At 46.2% G+C, this 20,532-nt stretch carries 14 protein-coding genes and 1 pseudogene; 6 read left to right on the top strand and 9 right to left on the bottom strand.

What is annotated here, in order from left to right:
- Positions 1-43: 43 nt before the first annotated feature.
- The 7 genes from CAP50_RS07895 to CAP50_RS07865 all read right to left on the bottom strand — a co-directional run bounded on the left by CAP50_RS07895 (position 44) and on the right by CAP50_RS07865 (position 11,847).
- Entirely contained in the window at positions 44-1,147 is a 1,104-nt protein-coding gene (locus tag CAP50_RS07895; RefSeq protein ID WP_100749640.1) for a WG repeat-containing protein, read from the bottom strand.
- A gap of 33 nt (positions 1,148-1,180) precedes the next feature.
- Entirely contained in the window at positions 1,181-5,089 is a 3,909-nt protein-coding gene (locus CAP50_RS07890) for an AAA family ATPase (protein ID WP_100749639.1), read from the bottom strand.
- A 64-nt stretch (positions 5,090-5,153) separates the two neighbouring features.
- Positions 5,154-6,767: an exonuclease SbcCD subunit D C-terminal domain-containing protein gene (locus CAP50_RS07885; RefSeq protein ID WP_241900706.1), complete on the bottom strand. Its 1,614-nt coding sequence runs from the start codon at positions 6,765-6,767 to the stop codon at positions 5,154-5,156.
- 141 nt (positions 6,768-6,908) lie between these two features.
- Positions 6,909-8,615: a uroporphyrinogen-III C-methyltransferase gene (cobA, locus tag CAP50_RS07880; RefSeq protein WP_100749638.1), complete on the bottom strand. Its 1,707-nt coding sequence runs from the start codon at positions 8,613-8,615 to the stop codon at positions 6,909-6,911.
- Positions 8,616-8,861: 246 nt separating this feature from the next.
- Positions 8,862-9,500 (bottom strand): phosphoadenosine phosphosulfate reductase domain-containing protein, encoded by a 639-nt coding sequence (locus CAP50_RS07875; protein WP_100749637.1) that lies wholly within the window; start codon positions 9,498-9,500, stop codon positions 8,862-8,864.
- A gap of 66 nt (positions 9,501-9,566) precedes the next feature.
- Positions 9,567-10,163 (bottom strand): DUF934 domain-containing protein, encoded by a 597-nt coding sequence (locus CAP50_RS07870; RefSeq protein ID WP_100749636.1) that lies wholly within the window; start codon positions 10,161-10,163, stop codon positions 9,567-9,569.
- Positions 10,156-11,847, bottom strand: a complete 1,692-nt coding sequence (locus CAP50_RS07865) for a nitrite/sulfite reductase (protein WP_100749635.1) — start codon at positions 11,845-11,847, stop codon at positions 10,156-10,158. The genes CAP50_RS07870 and CAP50_RS07865 overlap by 8 nt, the downstream gene beginning before the upstream one ends.
- Before the next feature lie 257 nt (positions 11,848-12,104).
- Here CAP50_RS07865 and sat point away from each other — a divergent pair, with 257 nt between their 5' ends.
- Positions 12,105-13,358 carry a sulfate adenylyltransferase gene (gene sat, locus CAP50_RS07855; RefSeq protein WP_100749633.1) on the top strand — a complete coding sequence of 418 codons (1,254 nt, stop codon included), beginning with the start codon at positions 12,105-12,107 and terminating at the stop codon, positions 13,356-13,358.
- Between the two features lie 109 nt (positions 13,359-13,467).
- On the opposite strand, the gene CAP50_RS07850 is transcribed toward sat, so the two are convergent.
- Positions 13,468-14,001 carry a hypothetical protein gene (locus CAP50_RS07850; protein ID WP_100749632.1) on the bottom strand — a complete coding sequence of 178 codons (534 nt, stop codon included), beginning with the start codon at positions 13,999-14,001 and terminating at the stop codon, positions 13,468-13,470.
- Between the two features lie 383 nt (positions 14,002-14,384).
- On the opposite strand from CAP50_RS07850, the gene CAP50_RS07845 reads away from it, so the two are divergent.
- The 5 genes and pseudogenes from CAP50_RS07845 to CAP50_RS07825 all read left to right on the top strand — a co-directional run.
- Positions 14,385-15,563, top strand: a complete 1,179-nt coding sequence (locus CAP50_RS07845) for a sulfate ABC transporter substrate-binding protein (protein WP_100749631.1) — start codon at positions 14,385-14,387, stop codon at positions 15,561-15,563.
- A 283-nt stretch (positions 15,564-15,846) separates the two neighbouring features.
- On the top strand, positions 15,847-16,944 hold the full coding sequence (locus tag CAP50_RS07840; RefSeq protein ID WP_100749630.1) for a sulfate ABC transporter substrate-binding protein: 1,098 nt from the start codon (positions 15,847-15,849) through the stop codon (positions 16,942-16,944).
- Positions 16,945-17,148: 204 nt separating this feature from the next.
- The gene (cysT, locus tag CAP50_RS07835) at positions 17,149-18,033 is read left to right on the top strand and encodes a sulfate ABC transporter permease subunit CysT (protein ID WP_198411600.1); all 885 of its coding nucleotides are present in this window, start codon (positions 17,149-17,151) and stop codon (positions 18,031-18,033) included.
- 1 nt (position 18,034) lies between these two features.
- Positions 18,035-19,000 carry a sulfate ABC transporter permease subunit CysW gene (gene cysW, locus CAP50_RS07830; protein WP_075100854.1) on the top strand — a complete coding sequence of 322 codons (966 nt, stop codon included), beginning with the start codon at positions 18,035-18,037 and terminating at the stop codon, positions 18,998-19,000.
- Between the two features lie 94 nt (positions 19,001-19,094).
- Positions 19,095-19,814: pseudogene (locus tag CAP50_RS07825) on the top strand (sulfate/molybdate ABC transporter ATP-binding protein); the annotation flags it as partial.
- 123 nt (positions 19,815-19,937) lie between these two features.
- Here CAP50_RS07825 and CAP50_RS07820 read toward each other — a convergent pair.
- Entirely contained in the window at positions 19,938-20,255 is a 318-nt protein-coding gene (locus CAP50_RS07820; RefSeq protein ID WP_100749628.1) for an ArsR/SmtB family transcription factor, read from the bottom strand.
- Positions 20,256-20,532: the final 277 nt, after the last annotated feature.

Below are 20,532 nucleotides of genomic sequence, written 5' to 3'. Positions count from 1 at the left end.
TAATGATTAGCGGTGGCTTTTTATTGGTTGAACTTAGTTGAGTTCACTCAGGGTTAATAAGATGTTTTAAACGCAGCATTTTACCTTGCTTTTCAAGCCATACCTCATCTGCGTCATCACGGTAACTGTTAAATTGTGGCTCTAATACGACATTGCCTTTATCATTGATCAGACCAATCTTGCCAGCCTGTTTATAGATATAGAGCTGATGATATAACAGCTTTTTAATCGGGGCGTCTGATGAGAGAATCAGTTTGCCATTGGCATCAATAATTTGGGCACTCTCGATATCGTCTTGAATATCCTCGCTTATGCCCTCGGCGGTACTACCAGCGACCAAAGTACTGCGCAAAAATAATGGCACCTCACCATAGCTGTTAAACAACTCAATATGTTGGTTGGTTGCCAGTGGAATGATGATGTCGTTATTTTGATCAATAAGTGCCGTTTTATCTTGTAGTCTGACGTGCAAGTATAGAGGCTTACCAGTACAAGCATTTAATGAGCGCATCGAATCGTACTGCGGCATCACTGCCCAATACCCTCTATCATCCAGCAGCCCTGTCAGTCCTTTATCATCAGTGATTGTAAAGAAGTCTTGATCATAATCAGGGTCGTAATGCGCATGCTGAATACGAGCATCAGCTAATGGATAAATCCAATTACCATGCCGATTGATAATGCCTTGCTTGCTGGTGTTTTCGCTATTGTCGGCGATGCCTGTAGTACCCACACTGACGATAAAGCTGGTGGCAATATCTGGCTCGATGTGAATCTCATCATACTCAAAAGGCACAATAATCTCGCCAGCAGCGTTTGCCACGCCATATTGACCTTGCTGTTTGGCCAGTAAATAAGTATCCATTACTATATACGCATCGGTGAGACTGTCTAAGATAACGTTGCCGTTTAGGTCTTGTAGCTGCTGCGACCCATCGGCTTGTTCAGTCAGTTTGCCAGCGAATTTAACATTGTTTTCGATACGCTCAAAATAGCTATTGGGCAGATAGCCGGCACAATTGATGGTGGCGTGAGCAGAAGTGAGCATACCGAAAGCGATCATAAAAGAAGCACACGCTGTTTTGAGGCTCATGCTTTTGATGGATAAGCGATCATCCTTGTTGGCTTTAGTTGGTGTTGCACTCATTTTAAAACCTACTATAAATTGCTGGTGTGTGACTTAATGGCCAAGATGATAGCAGCCTTGACCACTGATTTGGCTAAAGCCGCCTGAGAGTTTTTCGACCTTGATTTGCGTCAAGATACGATCCTTTAACGCCTGTACGTGGGAGATGATTCCGATCAATTTACCTTCTTGCTGCAAATTGGTTAAAGTGTCGAGTGCGATATCAAGTGAGTCTTCATCAAGCGTACCAAAACCTTCATCCAAAAATAACGAATCGACACGGATATTATGACTGGCCATTTGCGACAGCCCAAGTGCCAGTGCTAGGCTGATGATAAAGCCTTCACCGCCGGAGAGGTTTTTGGTGCTACGAACCTCACCGCCTTGATAGTTGTCAATGACATTCAGCTCAAGCGGGTTGCTGTCGTCGTGAATCAGCAAATAACGGTCGCTCATCTTTTGCAATTTCGTATTGGCATGGCCAATCATGACTTCAAACGTTAGGCCTTGGGCAAAGGTACGATACTTTTTGCCATCAGCCGAGCCAATTAACATATGCAGCTGCTGCCATACTTGTAGCTTTTGTCTTTGCTCATCAATGGCGATCAGCTGCGCCGCTTGTGTATTTTTTTGCTGCTCGTTGTCTTTAAGCTTTTGGTCAATCGCCCCGATTTTTTGGTTTAACTCGTCGATGTCTGTTTGTATCTGCTGATATTGGTCAGCAAGGAGCTCTCGGCTTGCATCCGTCATAGGCGCAGCAAGACTTTGCGTCAGTGCTTGCTGCGTACTGTCCAGCTGCAGCTGAGCTTGATGCAGCGCAGTATCGATCGCTACTTTACGTCTATGTAGGGCGTCACGCTCCTCTTTGGGCAAGCGGGCTTTGACAAAAGCGGCTTCATCGACAAAATCGGACGCTGTGAGTAAGTCTGTAAAGATACTTTGCTGCGTATTCAGCGTGGTCGTCGCCGACTGTAGCTCTGTTGCTAGTTGCTCCTCTCTACTCTTTAATTGTTCTAATGACTGTTGTACGGTATCTAGCTGCCTTTGCGCTACTCTTTGCTTATCTTTAGCAGCATCGACAGCATTGCGCAATTTATTTTCTTCATCATCTGTATCTTTATCTGCAAAAATCTCTGTTCTATCTTGTTTTAATTGTTCGATAGTCTTGGTCTTATGAGCAATTAAGCGCTCTAGCTCGTTGAGCGCTGTTTCATCACTGTGCAGCTGTGCTTGCTTGGTTTCAATCTGCGCAGTCAGGCCGCTCAAGGTGTTGGTCAGCTGCTGTTGGCTGTTTTTTTGCTCATTGAATTGTCGTTTTAACTGACTTAAAGCGCTGCGCTGTTGCCGCAGTTTTTCAATATGACGGTCATATGCTGCGCTGTCTATTACGGTTTGCTTATCAAAACTATGACCCAACTGCGTAAGTGCGTCAGATAAGTCTGCCGTATTGAGCGCTGTGGTTAAGTATGCTTTATGTTGGTCCATGGGATACTTATTTACCAGGGCTGAAATGGTGCTCAGCAGAGGCGTTAATTCTGAGAAATTAGCAGTGATCTTATCTTTTATCCCATTAATTTTTTGTGAGTTAAGCTTAATGTCAGTTGTCAGGTTGTTAATGTCATGACTGGCCGCTTGTTGCTTTTTTTCATCAGCTTCAATAGCCGTACTGAGTTTTGTCGCACTTTCAGTTAAATTGTCATATTCGATTACTATGGTTTTAAGAGACTGTTTATGTTCAGTTAGATCGTGTTTGGCGGTATCTAATAAGGTTAAGCTAGGCTCTAGGTTCGCAGTAACCGCATCAATGTTATCGTTTATCTGCGTAAGTGGGTCGATAATTGCTGCGATTGCTTCAGAGTAGTCGTTCTTAGTCTCAAATAGCGAATGTAGGTCAGACTGGATATCCTCATGTAAGGTTTTAGATTGTTGCTGTAGTGGCGCCAGTTGTTGCTGCTGGTTATTCAGCGTCTGTTTTTTGGTGGCATATTCGATATTGTATGTCGATAACGCTTGCTCAAGGTTGTCAATAACGGTCTCTAGTTCAGCGATTTTTTGCTGGGTGTGTTGCGTTTTAGATAGTTGGTGTTGGCTGGTATCCTGGTGACTGCGGTCTAATAGTGGATGATGCTTACCATAAGGATGCTCAGTGGCGCCGCAAAGCGGGCAGGGCGATCCATTTTCAAGCTCTGCGATGTAGTCTTCAAGCTTAGCGACCTTTTGTAGTAGACTCAGATGCTCTTGCTTTTCTTGCCGCTTGAGTTTGGCGTCTTGAATGTCTGATCGATGATCAGCAATGAGTCCTTCTAAGGTCGTTAATTCTTTATTGAGCGTCGGTAGTGAACGTTTGGTGTTTTTGATTTGGCGGACAAGATCGGACAGCTGCTGTAATTTAAAGCTGGCTTGGGCAATCTGAGTGTTGATTTGGTCGACTTGCTCTTGCTCATGACGCATACTTGCAAGCGATTGTGCTTCGACAAGTGCGGCTTGCTGCTGTTGTACGCTGGCAAGTTGCTCGCGTTGCTTGGTTATTAATAAACTATCTGAATCTTGTTGCTTAGACAGCTTATCGAAATCAGCTTGTAGCTGGCTGGCTCGATGGTCATACGCAAGTTTATCCGTAGTCAAGCCGACATTATCTTTTAGCAGCGTCTTTAGTCGGCCACAGCTGCTATCAAAGGTGGCCATGTCTGTATCGAGGTCGTTTAGCTCTTGATAATCATCAAAATACTTTTCTAGACTGCCAAGCTGAGTCTTCGTCTCTTGCTCTGTTTGGCTGTGTCTGGCTATTTCTTGATGTAATCGTTGCGTATTATTGACTAAGTCGTCTTTACGTTGTTTGTCGTTTGCCAAAGAGTGAAATTGCTGTTTTATCTCAGCATCCAATTCGCGTGTCTTTGCAATAACAGGCAGAGTAGTTTGCAGATTATCTGTTGCTTGTTTTTCAATGGTAGTGATATCGTTTAAATGGGTCGTAACTTGTACAAGCACTGCTTGCTGAGATGGAATATTACTGAGTAATTGATGTTGTTCACTGCTAAGCCGATTGACCGTCTCTCGGCTATAGCCAAGCTTATGAAACTGGCTGTCAATCTCTAAAGCTTTACTGGCCAGCTCCAAGCGTTTGGCCTCTGGAGTAAATTCTATCTGTGCATGCTGTGCTGCGGAAAAATCTTCTTGATAACTCGCAAGGCTCTGCTGTAGCTGCTCAACCTGCTCCAGCCACTGCAGCTGCTCACTTACGGTTTTAAAGCGTTGGCGCTGCTTACTTTGTTGCTGGTTAAGCGTCTCAAGCTCTGCTGCCAGTCGTTTTTCATCTTCAGGACTCAGTAAAGATAGGCTATCCACGCCTGCCTGTAGTTTGCCAAGCGCTTCTTTTTCAGTACGGTGTCTCTCATGGACATTGAGCGATATTTTGGCATAGATGGCAGTGCCGGTGATTTTTTCTAATATTGCTGCTCTATCACCGATATCCGACTTCAAAAACGCGGCAAAACTGCCTTGAGCCAGCATGATGGAGCGGGTGAACTGATTAAAATCCATACCGATAAGGTCTTGGATATAAGCGGATGTCTTGGACTTTTTTTCTTCTAAAATCTTGCCAGTTTTGACCTCGCTGATCTCATGTCTAATCGGTAATAAGTTACCCTTGGCTTTTTTGTGCGCACGGTGCTGATACCAGTAGCATTGATAACGTGTAGAGTCGATCTCGATGATGACTTCTGCTGAGCATTCACCCGTACCTTGGGTCATGATCTCGTTGGTTGAACCAGTAATATCGCCCAATCGTGGCGTTTGGCTATAGAGTGCTAAACAAATCGCATCTAAGATGGTGGTCTTGCCAGCGCCCGTTTGCCCAGTAATGGCAAAGATGCCTTCATTCAGAAAAGCGGGATCACTAAAATCAATGTGCCATTCGCCTTTTAGGGAGTTGAGGTTTTTTAGTCGCAGTTCAATCAGTCGCATGGGCAGGTCTTATTTTTAGATAGGTCTATAGAGTGGTTATCAAAGTAGTTGACATGAGCGGCTGTTATTCCGCCTGAGTGTCTTCATGACGCAGGTTATATATGATTTGCTGATAGGCTTCTCGCAGGGCGTTTTTTTGTTCATCTGCGACCTCGTTAAGAAGCAAACAGCGCTCAAACACCTCTTCCTCATCCAAGTCTTGTAGTGTCTCAGAGGTTTGCTGCTGATTTAGCACTTTATTATAGGTACGGGTATTTTTTATTTTTAGTACCTCACACGGCAAGCCATCTACCATTGCCTGAATATGCTCACGTAACTCGCTGACCAGCTCGTCACCTGTGTAAATCACTTCGAGCCAAACAGACTCCGTGTCATCTAAAGACTGAGTAGTACTATTAATCGCCTGTTGGATAGACTGTAGATCACCTGAGACTTGTGCCAATCTTTGAAATTTTGGAATGGATAGGGAGGTCACTTGCATCTGATTAGAATCATTACGGTACAGCATTTTATTAGTAGGAGCGACATCAATAGGCAGTAATTGATTGTGTTCGTCTTGACTAGCAGAAGCGCTTTCTATGACAGCAACTTTTGCCACCTCATCTTTATTGTCATTGGCCGACGGTTCGTCAAATCCAAACAAATCATCCATAAAGCCATTCTCCTGATTGGCTACTTTTTTAGCGGATTTTTCTACTGATTTTTCAATTGTGGCAACTGTACTGGGGATCTGAGGCACATTGATTGCAACAGTATGAGCAGCGGTATTGTTTGACGTTGGTTTTTTATCATTAAACACATTTTCTACTGCGCCAAACTGTATGAGCAACACTTGTTTTTGCTGGCGTGCCTCACCAAAACCCATGGCAATCGGCGAACCTGAATAGCGAATGGTCTCACGGCCGCCGACTCGCTGCGGGACGTGCAGGTGCCCAAGGGCCACATAATCAAAGCCCTCATCAAACATATCAGCAGAGATCTTGCCGAGTGAGCCGACATAAAGCTCACGTACGCCGTCGTCTTCGGTTGTTGTGCCGCCAGCCGCAAACAAATGCCCTGTGGCAATGATCGGAATATGGCGTTGGTGTACTTCGGCCAATTCAGCTTGTTTTACTTTAGCAATGCTCGCAACGTCATCATAATGGGCGCGAATGCCTTTGATGACGTTGGCGTCTTTGCTATCCATCGACTCGCCAGCGCTGCTACTGCGCACATCACGATCACGCAGATAAGGTACAGCGGCGATGATACAGTGCGGCGTGCCGTCCGTGTCATCTAATACCAAGACCTCATCGTTTAAGTCTTCACAAGCGGTGCCAATGACATGAACGTTTAAAAATTTAAGCACATGACTTGGTGCATCCAAAAAAGTTGGGGAGTCATGATTGCCGGCGACGATAACGATATGCTCACAGCAGGAGCGTGAGACTCGCCCCAAAAATTCATAATACAGCGCCTGCGCTCGGTTGCTCGGGGTCATGGTGTCAAAGATGTCGCCGGCGACAATCAGTACATCTACGTGTTGCTCGCTAATGGTGGTTGCAAGCCAGTCCAAAAACGCTGCGAACTCATCATAGCGCATACGTCCATAGAGCCTGCGCCCCAAATGCCAATCTGAGGTATGTAAGATATTTAGAGGTTTTATAGGCATGGATTTGGTATCAGTAGGTGCGGGCATAATTGGGCTTAAAGGCAATGAGTAGAAAGCATTCATTCTAGCAAGAATTGTTGTGGTTTGCTTTGTTACAAGCGCATAAAAAGCCCTGCCAATAACATATTGACAGGGCTATATTATAGTCCGTTCGAAATCAAGCAAATACTATCCAATCACCAACTGCTCTAAATCCTCTTCTTGCTGAGCAGCCAAATTAGCGATCATAGATAGCGCATGGGCTTGCTGGTCTATCGGTTTTTTTGCATCTTGGTCCGTGATAGCTGTTCCTGTACGTAACCAATTATCTTCTGTAGCGCCAGTATTTTTATTATGTTTGTTGTACCACGCCAAATCATCATGCAGCGCCACCACATCTCCCATGATAAGTAAGGCGGGCGTGGGCAGCTGGTTTTGTTCTTGCAGCTCCACGATACTCTCAAGCGTACCAGTTAATACTTGCTGATTGGGCATGCTGGCATTGGAGATGATGGCAATCGGTGTCTCAGACGAGCGGCCAGCGTTTATCAAACCTGTCGTCAACCGTGCCAGCGAATGCAGACCCATATAGAACACCACGGTTTCATTGGTATCAAGTAAGTTTTCAAACTTCTCATTGGGCGCACCCGCCTTTAAAAACCCAGTGACAAAACGCACCGACTGCGAATGATCACGGTGGGTAAGGGGAATACCAGCATAGCTGGCGGCAGCGTTGGCAGCGGTGATACCTGGTACCACTTGATAAGGTACCCCATGCGCCCGCAAGCTTTCAATCTCTTCGCCGCCACGCCCAAAGATAAAGGGATCGCCACCTTTTAGACGTACCACACGGCGACCTTGTTTGGCGCTATTGATGAGCAGCTCGTTGATGCCTAATTGCGCGACCGCATGGTTGCTACGCTTTTTGCCGACAAACACTTTATCGGCATCGCGGCGGCACAGATCCAATACTTGCGGAGAGACTAGGGCATCATAGTAGACGATGTCTGCTTGCTGCATCAGACGCAGCGCCTTAAACGTCAAAAGCTCTGGATCACCAGGCCCTGCACCGACGATATAGACTTCACCAACAATAGCAGTATGTTGAGTAGTCGTTAACTTATCTGTTGCTACAGGGACAAAGGCCGATAGTGATTCTGTGCTGTGGCCCTGTGAATGCTGGCTAGACGTTGTAGCAGGGCTATTAGCAGGGTTATGGGCATCAGGGTCAACGCTATGATTAATACTGTTTTTAAGCGCTGCTACTGTGCTGTCTAAGTCTTTTTGTAACTGCGCATTGGCCTCACGCTCATTACCGGCAAACATCAGCTCACTGACCTGACCTTCAAAGGCACGCTCCCAAAACTGCCGACGGCCTGTCAGGGTTGGGATTTTACGTTTTACCTCGCTACGAAACTCACCAGCCAGCTTGGCCAATTTGCCATAGCCTTGCGGAATTAGAGTTTCAAGACGTGCACGCAGTAGACGTGCCAGCACCGGCGCTTTGCCATTCGATGAGATGCCAATGATAATGGGGTTACGATCGACGATAGCGGGAAAGATAAAGTCACATAAATGCGGGGTATCAACCACATTGACGGGGATGTTGAGCGCGGTAGCGTCAGCGTGAACTTGATGATTGAGCGTCTCATCATCAGTCGCCGCAATGATGACTCGTGCACCTGTCATATAGGATTTATTATAATTTTTATAAATCAGCTCGTGCTTATCGTCTGAGAGCAAGGCTTGTATCTCAGTGCTGATATCTGGCGCTAGAATGGTAATAGCAGCCCCAGCACGGCTAAGCAAATCTGCCTTACGCAGCGCTACATCGCCGCCGCCCACGATCAGTACCTTGCGGTTTTCTAGTTTAAAAAATAATGGAAAGGTGTTCATAGCATCACCAGCAATTTATTCAATGTCTTAAAATATGCATCCATTATGAGGTATCACAGGCACACGCTCACCTAGTGAATTGGCATTAGCATAGTCGTTTTTGTCATGTTGATTGTGATTTTTGGTGGAATGTGGCATAGAGGAGGGGATAGTGTTAAGAGCGCTTACGACAAAAAGGCTCTCTTACAAGTGTAAAAGAGCCTTTTAAACAGAGCTTTTTAAACGATGAGTTACGGTAATGCTTGATTATAACTGCGTGTGCAAACCACACTCGCGGTGCTCTTCTACTTTAGTCGGATCAAAGTAATCAAACTCGTTTGGCAAATTATGCTCAAGCAGATAATCGTCTAAATCGCTATCGGTTTTTTCAAATAACGGCGCTACTTTTAGCACGCCATCTTTTGATAGGCTAAGCACATCAAGACCTTGGCGGAATTCGGTTTGATCCTTGCGAATGGCATTGAACCAGACGTCAGGCTTTAGCTCATCGAGTGCACGGCGAAACGGCTCAAGTTTGACTTGCTCGGTGAACTTGTCGTGCTGCTCGTCATTGACACCTGGAATACCATTCATCGTGACATCACGGTGGGCAGCTGTCTGCTTAGGGATATAAGTAATGACATTGAGGTCTAAATCTTCGATCACCTTATTAGCAAAGCGGTAAGTGGCATCGGTGTTATAACCAGAGTCTACCCACAGTACAGTGATATCAGGTTTTTGTTTGGCGACCAGATGCAAGATAGCAGACTCATATGGACGGAAGTTAGTGGTGATGATTGGGTTTTTCGCTTGCGTCAGTGCCCATGCCACAATTTCTTCTGGTGATTTACCTTTTAAGTCTTGATTGGCTTGGTCAATGTCTAGGTTTGGGTGTAACTGGCTCATAATACGTTCCTTAAATGGGATGGAGGTAATAAAAATTTAGAGAAAACTTAATAAAGGACTCAAAAACTAAGCACCGGCAAACATTGGTAAGTCGGCAGCGTTACGACCGTCGTAACTGCTAGCAAGCGCAGTAAATGCTTGAGAAATATCAAAGTCTGACTGTAAGTCGTGTTCACTGAGCACAAAGCTGTCGACGCCTACGCGCAGTAAGTAAGCAATTTGATCACGGCCAAATGCGCCTGCGACCCGAATCTCACCTTGATAGCCGATTTGGCGCAGCGTTTGAGCGAAGCTAAAGCCGCGACCATCCGCGAATTTGGGCACATGTATGATGATAAGCGTCTGCTTTAATAGCAGCTCACTCAGTGCTGCCAGCGCCTCTGTGTCGCTATCCGCAGTCAGCCATAGTCCAGTACGGCTACTATGCTGGACAATCAGCTCATACACTTCTTTCACCAAGCCTGTGGCCAGCGCCCCTGAGCCGTCCAATAGATCGGCCAGCGGCACAAGCACATCAGGTTTTTCTTGTTTTTGCAGCAGCTCAAGTAGCGTAAGCTCTATCGAGGCGATACCATCTGGCAGCGTATCTGTGGTGAGAGCATGCCAGCTGTCTTGAGCGCTAATATCGACGCCGCTACTATCCAAAATATGGTGATTAGCCATAGACCTTCTCCTTAAAGGGATCAATACCGACGCGCTCAACCAATTCACCAAAGCTCTCGACATCATTGTCCGTGGTGGCACGTAGATCGACATAGACGTCAACGATCTGTTGAATGGTGTCAGCGACCGCTTCAGTAGGAACCGAGCGGCCAAGTATTTTACCCAGCTTGGCATCGTTGCTTGAATTGCCGCCAAGGCTGATTTGATACCAGTTTTCACCTTTTTTATCGACGCCGAGGATGCCGATATCGCCGGTATGGTGGTGGGCGCAAGCGTTGATACAGCCTGACATATTCAGACGTATATCACCAAGATCGTAGAGGTAGTCCAAATCGCTAAACTGCTTCTCGATCTGCTCAGCGATATTGTGGGTGGTGGCATTGGCCAGCGAGCAATAGTCCCAGCCTGGGCAGACGATCATATCGGTTAAGGTGTTGATATTTGGACGCGCCAGATGCAAGTCGGTCAGCTTTTGCCATAGCTCATACAGCTGATTGGTTTGCACGTCAGCGAAGACCAGGTTTTGCTGATAAGTGCCACGCAGCTCGCCAAAGCTGTATTGGTCCGCAAGGTCAGCGAGTGCGTCCATTTGGGTATGGGTGACATCACCTGATGGCACGTATTTACCATCGACGAGACCTGCCTTTAGGGAGATAACAATCGCTCGGTAGCCTGCAACTTTATGCGCCACCGTATTTTGGTTGTACCAATTGGCAAAGTCTTTATCCGCACTTAATTGCTGCTGCAAATCAGATTGCGCTTGCAGTGCATCAAATTCTTTATAATCAGGCTCACTAAAAAAACTGCTGGCATGTTCAAAGTTGGCATCTGTCAGCGTTAGCGGCCCATCTTTGGTATGCGCCTCCCACTCAGCATCGACCAATTTGGTAAAGGCAGGGCCGCCCAAGGTATCGACCAAAATTTTGATACGTGAGCGGTATTTACTGCCTTTATCACGGCGACCATGCAGGTTATAAACCCGCAAAATAGCGTCTAGATAGCTAAGTAGATGCTGACGGGGCAAGAATTTATTGATGACTTTGCCAAGCACAGGAATACGACCAAGACCGCCGCCGACCAAGACTTCAAAGCCAAGCTCGCCGTCTTCGTTTTTCTTAAGGTGTAGACCAATATCATGCACACGGGTGGCCGCACGATCATTTTCCGTGCCAATGACGGCAATCTTAAATTTACGCGGTAAAAAGGCAAACTCAGGATGAAAGGTTGACCACTGACGGATAATCTCACAATAAGGGCGTGGGTCAGCGATTTCTTCCTTATGGATACCAGCGTAAGGATCGGTTGTGGTATTACGAATACAGTTGCCTGAGGTTTGGATGGCATGCATCTGTACCGTTGCCAATTCTGCCAAAATGTCTGGCACTTCTTCTAGTTTTGGCCAGTTCAGCTGTATGTTGGTACGAGTGGTAAAGTGGCCGTAGCCTTTATCATATTTACGGGTAATCTCAGCCAATTTGCGCAACTGGTAGCTGGCAAGTAACCCATAAGGAATGGCAATACGCAGCATAGGCGCATAGCGCTGGATATACAGACCGTTTTGTAGACGCAGCGGTAAGTACTGCTCCTCGGCAAGCTCGCCTGCCAAAAATCGCTCGGTTTGGTCACGAAACTGGGCGACTCGTTCTTCTACCAAGGTTTGGTCAGCGTAATTATATTGATACATGACGTAATCTCAATTTTGTTTTAAACATAAATGCGGCGACGAAAATGATTTGCGTGTGTACTGTTTTTTTGTTTACTAAACTAAAAAGTGTCTCAAGGTCAATCATTGAATCATTGAGTGTCACATCATATAAGTTTGCCTCTATAAACATAAATTCCTTTAAGACATATCCATATCCAAAGTCAGCATAAATTTTCATAATCAAAGTTCGGTAGCCTATGCCTATTCGATTTATTCGCTGCTATAAGGTTAAAAACATGACATCTACTACTACGCCTAACCAGACATCAAAACTTGTACCGCCACATGGCAGTGCCGAGCTTAAACCACTGTTGTTAGAAGGCGAAGCACGCGAGCAAGCACTAGAGCTTGCCAGCACCTTACCAACCATTACCTTAAGCTCACGCGAGCGTGGTGATCTGATCATGTTCGGTATTGGCGGCTTTACACCATTAAATGGTTTTATGAATCAAGCCAATTGGCAAGGTGTGGTTGATAACATGCGCTTGCAAAGTGGGGATAATAAAGGTTTGTTTTGGCCCATTCCGATCACTTTGTCTGCGCCAAAAGCGACGGCGGATAGTTTGAGTCAAGGCGACAAAGTCGCATTGGTCGCACAAGATGGCGAAGTTATGGGCATCTTAACAGTAGAAGAGACCTATACCATTGATAAAGAACACGAGTGTCAGCAAGTATTTACCACTACAGATCCAGAGCATCCAGGCGTCCAGCAAGTATTGGATCAAGATGATGTCAATATTGCAGGTAGCGTAGAAGTACTGAGCGAGGGCGAGTTCCCAACGCGTTATCCTGGTATCTATAAAACGCCCGCGCAAACACGTCAAATCTTTGAAGAGAAAAACTGGAAGACTGTGGCGGCTTTCCAAACGCGTAACCCGATGCACCGCTCACATGAATATCTGGCCAAAATCGCAATTGAGATCTGCGATGGCGTTATGATTCATTCATTGCTCGGCGCACTAAAACCAGGTGACATTCCAGCAGAAGTGCGTCAAGAAGCCATCAAAACCTTGATTGATAATTACTTTAAACAAGACACGGTGATTCAAGCAGGTTATCCATTAGATATGCGCTATGCTGGTCCACGTGAAGCCTTATTACATGCGTTATTCCGCCAAAACTATGGCTGTAGTCATCTGATCGTTGGTCGCGATCATGCTGGTGTGGGCGATTACTATGGCGCGTTTGATGCGCAAACCATTTTTGAACAGGTTGGCAAAGACGATCTCATCACCCAGCCGCTCAAGATTGGCTGGACGTTTTGGTGTAATGCTTGTAGCGCCATGGCGTCTGATAAGACCTGCCCGCATGATGCCTCTGAGCACGTCAAAGTCTCAGGCACTAAACTGCGTAAGGCGCTATCAGAGGATCTGGAGGTACCCGAAAACTTTAGCCGTCCAGAAGTGCTAGAGATTTTGCGTAATTACTATGCCGGTATCGCAAAAGACCAACGTGCTGAGGTCAAGTTAACTGGTGCATCTGCGGTATAGAGAAAAATTGATTTTTTGATAAACATCACTCATAAAAAAAGGTGGCAGAATATAAATCTGGCACCTTTTTTATTTGTTGTTAAAGATTGGCAGTTCAAAAGTAATACGTTTAGGTTAGTTCCAAATCGCTTGAAAGCTTCTGATAGTCGCCAACGAGTGAAGCTCCACCCGAACAAAAATAATTCAGCGCGTACTTATCTTGGCTATCAATGGTCAACATCCCATCTTTAAACTGAAAAAACGCCGTGCTGTCATTGACCTTGGTTTGAAAAATCACACCGTGCGCTTTGTCTTGACCCATTAAGCTGGCGGTGCCGTCAAACTGGCACGTTGGTTTTTTGATGTCGCTACGTGCACGTACCTTGATATCAATTTGCTCGCCATTGTCTGCGCCGTCAGCTCTTATCATCACACCCACCCAATCATAGCCTTGGGCACGCTTGGCATAACCGTCAGAGGCGTAATCGCCAACGACCGTCTGCACCGCTGGTGTGACAGCAGCGTTTGGTTGCTGAATCGTTTGGTTATTAACGCTTGGCGTTACGTTATTACAGCCACTTAAGGCCAATAAAGCGATAGAGGTCGTTAAAATACCTACAAAAAAGCGTGACTGACGGGCATGACGAGGTGGAGACTTGATCATTGCATTACCTTTATTAAAGGGGTTAGTAAACAGGAAATAAGTGAAAGCGGATGGGCTAAGTTTTATCAGTGCAGCGCCTGATATACAACAAGCTAAGGGATAATATCGACTCTATAGAGGCTCGTCTAGAGCCTAAGCAATACCGTAACTTACTCAAAAGTGTCTGCTTATCACAAAACTACAAAAATACCGAGGAAAGACAAGCACTTTAGAATAACTAATAAAATTACTTATGCCAAGTTAATCACTCGATAAGCGTATTTGTCACTAAGCAATTGTCTCACAGGCTGTTAGCATATTGCTCATTATCCATAGAACCGAATTTCGAAACGCAAGGTTTTTATCCCTATTATTAGAGAACAACGTTCCTATCGAGAGCAAATATGCAGCCAAATAAAAAGAGCGGTCAAAAGATACCTCCCAAGCACATCAATGCGCGTGATACTTTCCTCATTCAACCTAAAGGCATCGGCACAGTGCTCACCAATCGCTTTAGTTTTACTATTAATTTTGCCAGCAGTTTTGGTCTTGGTAGTGTGCTTGCAGCGGCGGTACTGACCACAGGCTGCAACCCTACCGAAGCCAACCAAAATGACGCCGCAAACGAGGCAAAAAGTATTGATTTATTAAATGTGTCTTATGATGTCTCACGCGACTTTTATAAAGACTACAACCCGTTGTTTAATGCAAATTATCAGCAAAAACACCCAAGTATCAAGGTGAATATCAATCAGTCGCATGGCGGCTCTAGTAAGCAGGCGCTCTCTGTTGCCAATGGTTTGCAAGCAGATGTGGTGACCTTTAACCAAGAGAGCGATATGAATCTGTTGGTGGAAAAAGGTCTGGTCGCTTCTGACTGGCAGCAAGCACTACCAAATAATGCTGTACCGTACACCAGTACCATGGTGCTACTGGTTCGTGCAGGTAATCCAAAAAACATTCAGGATTGGTCAGATTTAGCCCGTAACGATATCGATGTGGTCACGCCCAATCCCAAGACCAGTGGTACAGCGCGTTATGCCTTTTTGGGGGCTTACGGCTATGGCTTGCACCAATTTAAAGAAAACAGTAGCGACAACCCTGTTAAAACCAATGACTTTATCAAAAAGCTGTTGGCAAACGTGGTCACTTATGACAATGGCGCACGTGCTGCGACGACCAGTTTTACCCAGCGCGGCCTAGGCGATGTACTCATCACTACCGAAAATGAGGCCAATTTGGTCGCTCAGCAATTTGCCATGGGTCAGGTCGATATTGTCTATCCAAGCTACTCGATTGAGATTGCTAATCCAGTAGCAGTCGTCACTGCTGTAACTGACACAGCAGGCAAAACCAAAGCCGCAAATGCCTATCTAAAAGGCTTGTGGGACAAGCCTGCCCAAGAGCTGATGGCAGAGATGTACATGCGCCCAAGTGATGAGCAAGTCCTTGCCGCTCATAAGGACACATTGCCTGATATTGAAACGTTTGAGCCTGTCGCCGTCTTTGGTCCATGGGTAGAGATTATGGATACTTTCTTTGTAGACGGTGGTCGTTTCGATCAGCTGGCACGTACTAAGTAGTTATTTGGCTATTTAGTCATTGAGTTTTGGTTTGTATCAGGGCTTGTGTCCTCACTGGCAAGTGACGCGCGTGCAATACATATCAGGCGCTTGCCAGCAGGGAATTCATCGACTAGCAAACAGCCAGTTATACATGCAGGGTATTTAGACAACTTATTGATATAATTGGTTTTGTCTACTTGTTATTCCCTTTTGGCAATAACATACGCATATTCATCATTAAACATAATAAGATGGCGCTGTTAGCATACTTGCATTACCTAACAGCATCTTTGAGGAAAGTATGACATACGCCGCCCCATATCAACAAAAAAGTAAAACTCGTAGCGCTCTCAGCATTGCAGGCATAGCCTTGAGCTTAGGTCTGGCTGGCTGCAGCAATAATGATGCAGTCGACACCACCGCAAACGCTGATGATACGGCGGCTGCAGAAGGTCAAAACATCGAGCTGCTCAACGTCTCTTATGACGTTGCCCGTAATTTTTATAAAGATTACAACCCGCTATTTGTAGAGCACTACCAAAACGAGCACCCAAATAGCACCATCACCGTCAAACAGTCGCATGGCGGCTCAAGTAAGCAGGCCTTGTCAGTGGCCAATGGCCTACAAGCCGACGTTGCCACTATGAACCAAGGCTCTGATATCGAGCTACTAGAAAAAGAGGGCTTGGTTGAGTCAGACTGGGAATCGAAGTTTTCTGATAATGCGGTACCTTTTACCAGCACCATCGTGTTTTTGGTGCGTAAAGACAATCCAAAAGGCATCAATGACTGGGAAGATTTGACTCAAGATGGTCTTGAGATCGTTATGGCCAATCCAAAAGTCACGGGCAATGGTCGCTATGCCTTCTTAGGCGCTTACGGTTATGGTCTGCATGCGTTTAATAACGAAGAGGCGCCAGCCAAAAACTACGTAAAAGAGATGCTCAAAAATGTCAAAGTCTACGAAAACGGTGGCCGTGCGGCAACCACAACCTTTGTGCAGCGAGGTATTGGCGATGTATTAGTGACCTTTGAAAACGAAGCCAACTTGGCAGCGACTGATTTTGGTGCCGGTCAAGTGGATATCGTCTATCCAAAATACTCGATCAAGTCAGAAAGTCCTGTGGCCATTGTAAAAGCCGTCACGGACAAAAAAGGCACCACTGATGCAGCAAAAGCCTACTTGGACTATTTGTGGAGCGAGCCGGCCCAGCAATTGGCTGCTGATTTATATCTGCGTCCGAGCGTACAAAGCGTACTCGATAAAAACAGTGACAAACTGCCACCGGTTGAGACTTTCCGTCCAAATGATGCTTTTGGTTCATGGGACGAGATCATGGGCACTTACTTTAGTGACAATGGCGTCTTTGATCAATTAGCGATCAACGCACCGCAGTAAACAGTAAGCACTGCATTAAACAATAAGCAGCGCGGTACCTAGAGCGATACTCTAGCGCAAGAGAAGCCGTGGTAAACAAAAAAGGACATGGTCATCTACACCATGTCCTTTATACCGTAAGCGCAGCTGACCCAGCATCATCATCATTAAGTAGATTGCTCAATATTTTGTTACGTACCATTCGTTAGGCAATAGGACATCACTATGAGTGCAACCGCTTCATCCGCCCACAAAGCTCCTGCCAAAAAAGGCTGGCTGACCCGTATGCGTCAGCGCAACGTGCTGCCAGGGTTTGGGCTGAGCATGGGTATCACGGTTTTTAGCTTATCGCTACTGGTGGTACTGCCGTTTGCCATGATGGCCTATACCACGACGCAAATGGGCTGGACGGGATTTTGGCAGGCCATCAGCCAACCGCAGGTGACGTCTGCGATCAAGCTGAGCTTATGGATGGCGTTTGCAGCGATGCTGACCAATCTGGTGTTTGGTACCTTGGTCGCTTGGGTGCTGGTGCGTTATGAGTTTTGGGGCAAATCCTTAATCAATGCCTTGGTGGATCTGCCGTTTGCACTGCCAACAGCGGTCACTGGAATCTCGCTTGCCACTCTGTATGCGCCCAACGGCCTAATCGGTCAATGGTTTGCCAAGTTTGATATTCAAGTGGCCTTTACGCCTTTAGGTATTTGGCTGGCTTTGGTGGTGGTCAGCTTTCCGTTCATCGTGCGGGCGGTGCAGCCGGTACTCGCTGAGCTGTCGGTTGAGTTTGAAGAGGCGGCGGCGGTACTGGGCGCCAATCGCTTGACCACGTTTCGCAAAGTGATCTTGCCTGAGCTGATGCCAGCCCTACTGATGGGGGCTGGGATGATGTTTGCCCGTGCGACAGGTGAGTATGGCTCGGTGATTTTTATCGCCGGCAACATCCCGATGGAAACTGAAATTTTGCCGCTGATTATCATCAGTAAGCTGGAGCAGTTCGATGTTGGGGGCGCATCAGCCGTGGCACTATTTATGTTGCTGATTTCATTTACCATCTTATTGACCATCAATATCGTACAGTGGAAACTGTCTCGCCGCGTAGGAGCTCGCTGATATGCAGATATCCAATAGCTATGATTACCAAAGCAATCCTGCGACCAAAGACACACCGTGGATACGTCGCACCTTTATCACCATTGCTGTGCTGTTTATGGTGGTGATGCTGGTCGTACCGCTACTTGCGGTGTTTTATGAAGCCTTTAAAAACGGCTGGCAGCTGTATGTTGCTTCCTTGGTCGATCCAGAGGCCTTACAAGCGATTAAGCTGACCTTGATCACTGCCGGTATCGTGTTGCCGATCAATATGGTGATGGGCATCGCTATTGCTTGGCTGGTGACACGTTATCAGTTTAAAGGTAAGCAGCTGGTCACCACCTTGCTTGATTTGCCATTTTCGGTATCGCCAGTGGTCGCAGGCCTCATGTTTGTGTTGTTATTTGGTCTTAACTCTACTGTGGGCGGCTGGCTTGAGAGTATGGGTTTTCAGGTGATATATGCGGTACCGGGCATTGTATTGGCGACATTATTTGTCACCTTCCCATTTGTGGCACGTGAGCTGATACCGCTGATGCAGACGCAAGGCGACAGTGAGGAGCAAGCGGCGCTGACATTGGGCGCGAGTGGTTGGCAGACTTTTTGGCATGTCACCTTGCCCAATATCAAATGGGCGCTGCTTTATGGTTTGATTTTGACCAATGCTCGAGCGATGGGCGAGTTTGGAGCAGTCAGCGTAGTGTCCGGTCATATTCGCGGTGAGACCAATACCATGCCGCTGCTGGTCGAGATTGCTTATAACGATTATAACTTTACCGCCGCTTTTGCTTTATCAAGCCTGCTTGCGGCACTGGCGCTGGTGACACTACTGATTCAGCAGGTCATGACCAAGATGCAAGCGCGCAAGTTTGCCAAATCGGCACGTCTCGCGGCTGCGCCTGAGCTACCAGTGAGCGCCAATGCTACCAATGCGGCCGACACCTATAAGACGGCGGCGCAGGCAGCTAAGAGCTCGGGAAACGTGTAAACAGCTGACGGCCTATACGAAAGATTGATTACCACAACGCTGTCGCCAGCATAGAGGCTGCCACGATAAGCAAAAGTGAATAAGAGACACGATTATGAGTATTGAGATTCGCAACGTTAATAAAAAATTTGGCAGTTTTACCGCCTTAGACAATATCAATATCACCGTACCGACTGGCAAACTAACCACTTTGCTTGGGCCATCAGGTTGCGGTAAGACCACCTTGCTGCGTATCATCGCCGGTCTTGAGTATGCCGATTCAGGGCAGATATTATTTGATGACTTGGATGTGACCAACACCCCAGTACAAAAGCGTCATATCGGCTTTATGTTTCAGCACTATGCATTATTTCGCCATAAAAACATCGCCGACAACGTCGCTTTTGGCCTGACGCTGTTACCAAAAAACAAGCGTCCTAGCAATGCCGATATCAATAAGCGTGTAAATGAGCTATTAGAGTTGGTGCAATTGCCCCAAGTCGCCAACGCCTATCCACATCAGCTCTCTGGTGGACAGCGCCAGCGGATTGCACTGGCACGAGCTTTGGCAGTCAAGCCTAAGTTATTATTGCTTGATGAACCATTTGGCGCACTCGATGCCAAGGTACGTAAAGAGCTGCGCACGTGGCTAAAAAACATCCACCATGAGCTGGGTATCACCAGCATCATGGTCACTCATGACCAAGAAGAGGCAAGAGCGGTGTCTGATGAGATCGTAGTGATGAACCAAGGACGAGTAGAGCAGGTAGGCACCTCAGAGGCGCTGATACACCAGCCGGCCAATGCTTTTGTCAGCGATTTTTTAGATTTGGCTTGATCGGATACGGCAAACACGCCAGTATCTGCACACCAGTTGGTGCATAAGCGATAAAACGCCATAAAAAAAGACCTATACAATTATAGGTCTTTTTTTATGGCGTCATGCCCATCTTATCTACTAGGCAAGCTTCATATCTGCATCCAACGATGTCTGCTCATGCGTGATCTCTAAGATCTCTTGACACCACTCTGGTAAGTCATCGGCGACCTCGTACCACATCCAAGTCCCGTCACGCACACAGCTTAGAATGCCCAGTTTTTTTAGGTGATTTAGATGGCGTGAAATGGTTGGCTGCGGCTGATCCAATATCTCAACCAACTCGCCCACACAGCGTGCTTCTTTTTTAAAAAGAATTTGAAATATTTTTAGACGAGTCGGATCAGATAAGACTTTAAACAAATCAATAGGTCGTATCATAAAGTTATTATCAGACATAGCATAATTCCAATAGGGCGTTGTTAATAGGGGGTCAATATAACAGCAGTCGTCAATAAAATCGATTAAAAATTGAGCCAAATTACAGTTCGTCGTTAATTTACTACCTTTGATACCATTCGGTTACATCGATATTTATATTTCGTTACATGAATTTATTTTTCAGGATATCTGTCTGCATTTATTTACTGCGTAGTCAAAGATAGGGTAATAAATGCAGCAAACACTATTGAAAATGATAATAGTTATCGTTATTATATACCCATCACGCAAAGGA

This window comes from Psychrobacter sp. L7 (assembly GCF_002810365.1).
Lineage (GTDB): Bacteria > Pseudomonadota > Gammaproteobacteria > Pseudomonadales > Moraxellaceae > Psychrobacter > Psychrobacter celer.
This window is presented reverse-complemented; position numbering and strand designations above follow the sequence as displayed.

Bases quoted from the DNA above. Each gene is read 5' to 3' on its own strand.
- CAP50_RS07885 (WP_241900706.1), bottom strand. From the start codon at position 6,767: ATGCCCGCACCTACTGATACCAAATCCATGCCTATAAAACCTCTAAAT.
- CAP50_RS07845 (WP_100749631.1), top strand. From the start codon at position 14,385: ATGCAGCCAAATAAAAAGAGCGGTCAAAAGATACCTCCCAAGCACATC.
- CAP50_RS07895 (WP_100749640.1), bottom strand. From the start codon at position 1,147: ATGAGTGCAACACCAACTAAAGCCAACAAGGATGATCGCTTATCCATC.
- CAP50_RS07890 (WP_100749639.1), bottom strand. From the start codon at position 5,089: ATGCGACTGATTGAACTGCGACTAAAAAACCTCAACTCCCTAAAAGGC.
- cysW (WP_075100854.1), top strand. From the start codon at position 18,035: ATGCAGATATCCAATAGCTATGATTACCAAAGCAATCCTGCGACCAAA.
- CAP50_RS07820 (WP_100749628.1), bottom strand. From the start codon at position 20,255: ATGTCTGATAATAACTTTATGATACGACCTATTGATTTGTTTAAAGTC.
- CAP50_RS07875 (WP_100749637.1), bottom strand. From the start codon at position 9,500: ATGAGCCAGTTACACCCAAACCTAGACATTGACCAAGCCAATCAAGAC.
- cobA (WP_100749638.1), bottom strand. From the start codon at position 8,615: ATGAACACCTTTCCATTATTTTTTAAACTAGAAAACCGCAAGGTACTG.
- sat (WP_100749633.1), top strand. From the start codon at position 12,105: ATGACATCTACTACTACGCCTAACCAGACATCAAAACTTGTACCGCCA.
- cysT (WP_198411600.1), top strand. From the start codon at position 17,149: ATGAGTGCAACCGCTTCATCCGCCCACAAAGCTCCTGCCAAAAAAGGC.
- CAP50_RS07865 (WP_100749635.1), bottom strand. From the start codon at position 11,847: ATGTATCAATATAATTACGCTGACCAAACCTTGGTAGAAGAACGAGTC.
- CAP50_RS07850 (WP_100749632.1), bottom strand. From the start codon at position 14,001: ATGATCAAGTCTCCACCTCGTCATGCCCGTCAGTCACGCTTTTTTGTA.
- CAP50_RS07840 (WP_100749630.1), top strand. From the start codon at position 15,847: ATGACATACGCCGCCCCATATCAACAAAAAAGTAAAACTCGTAGCGCT.
- CAP50_RS07870 (WP_100749636.1), bottom strand. From the start codon at position 10,163: ATGGCTAATCACCATATTTTGGATAGTAGCGGCGTCGATATTAGCGCT.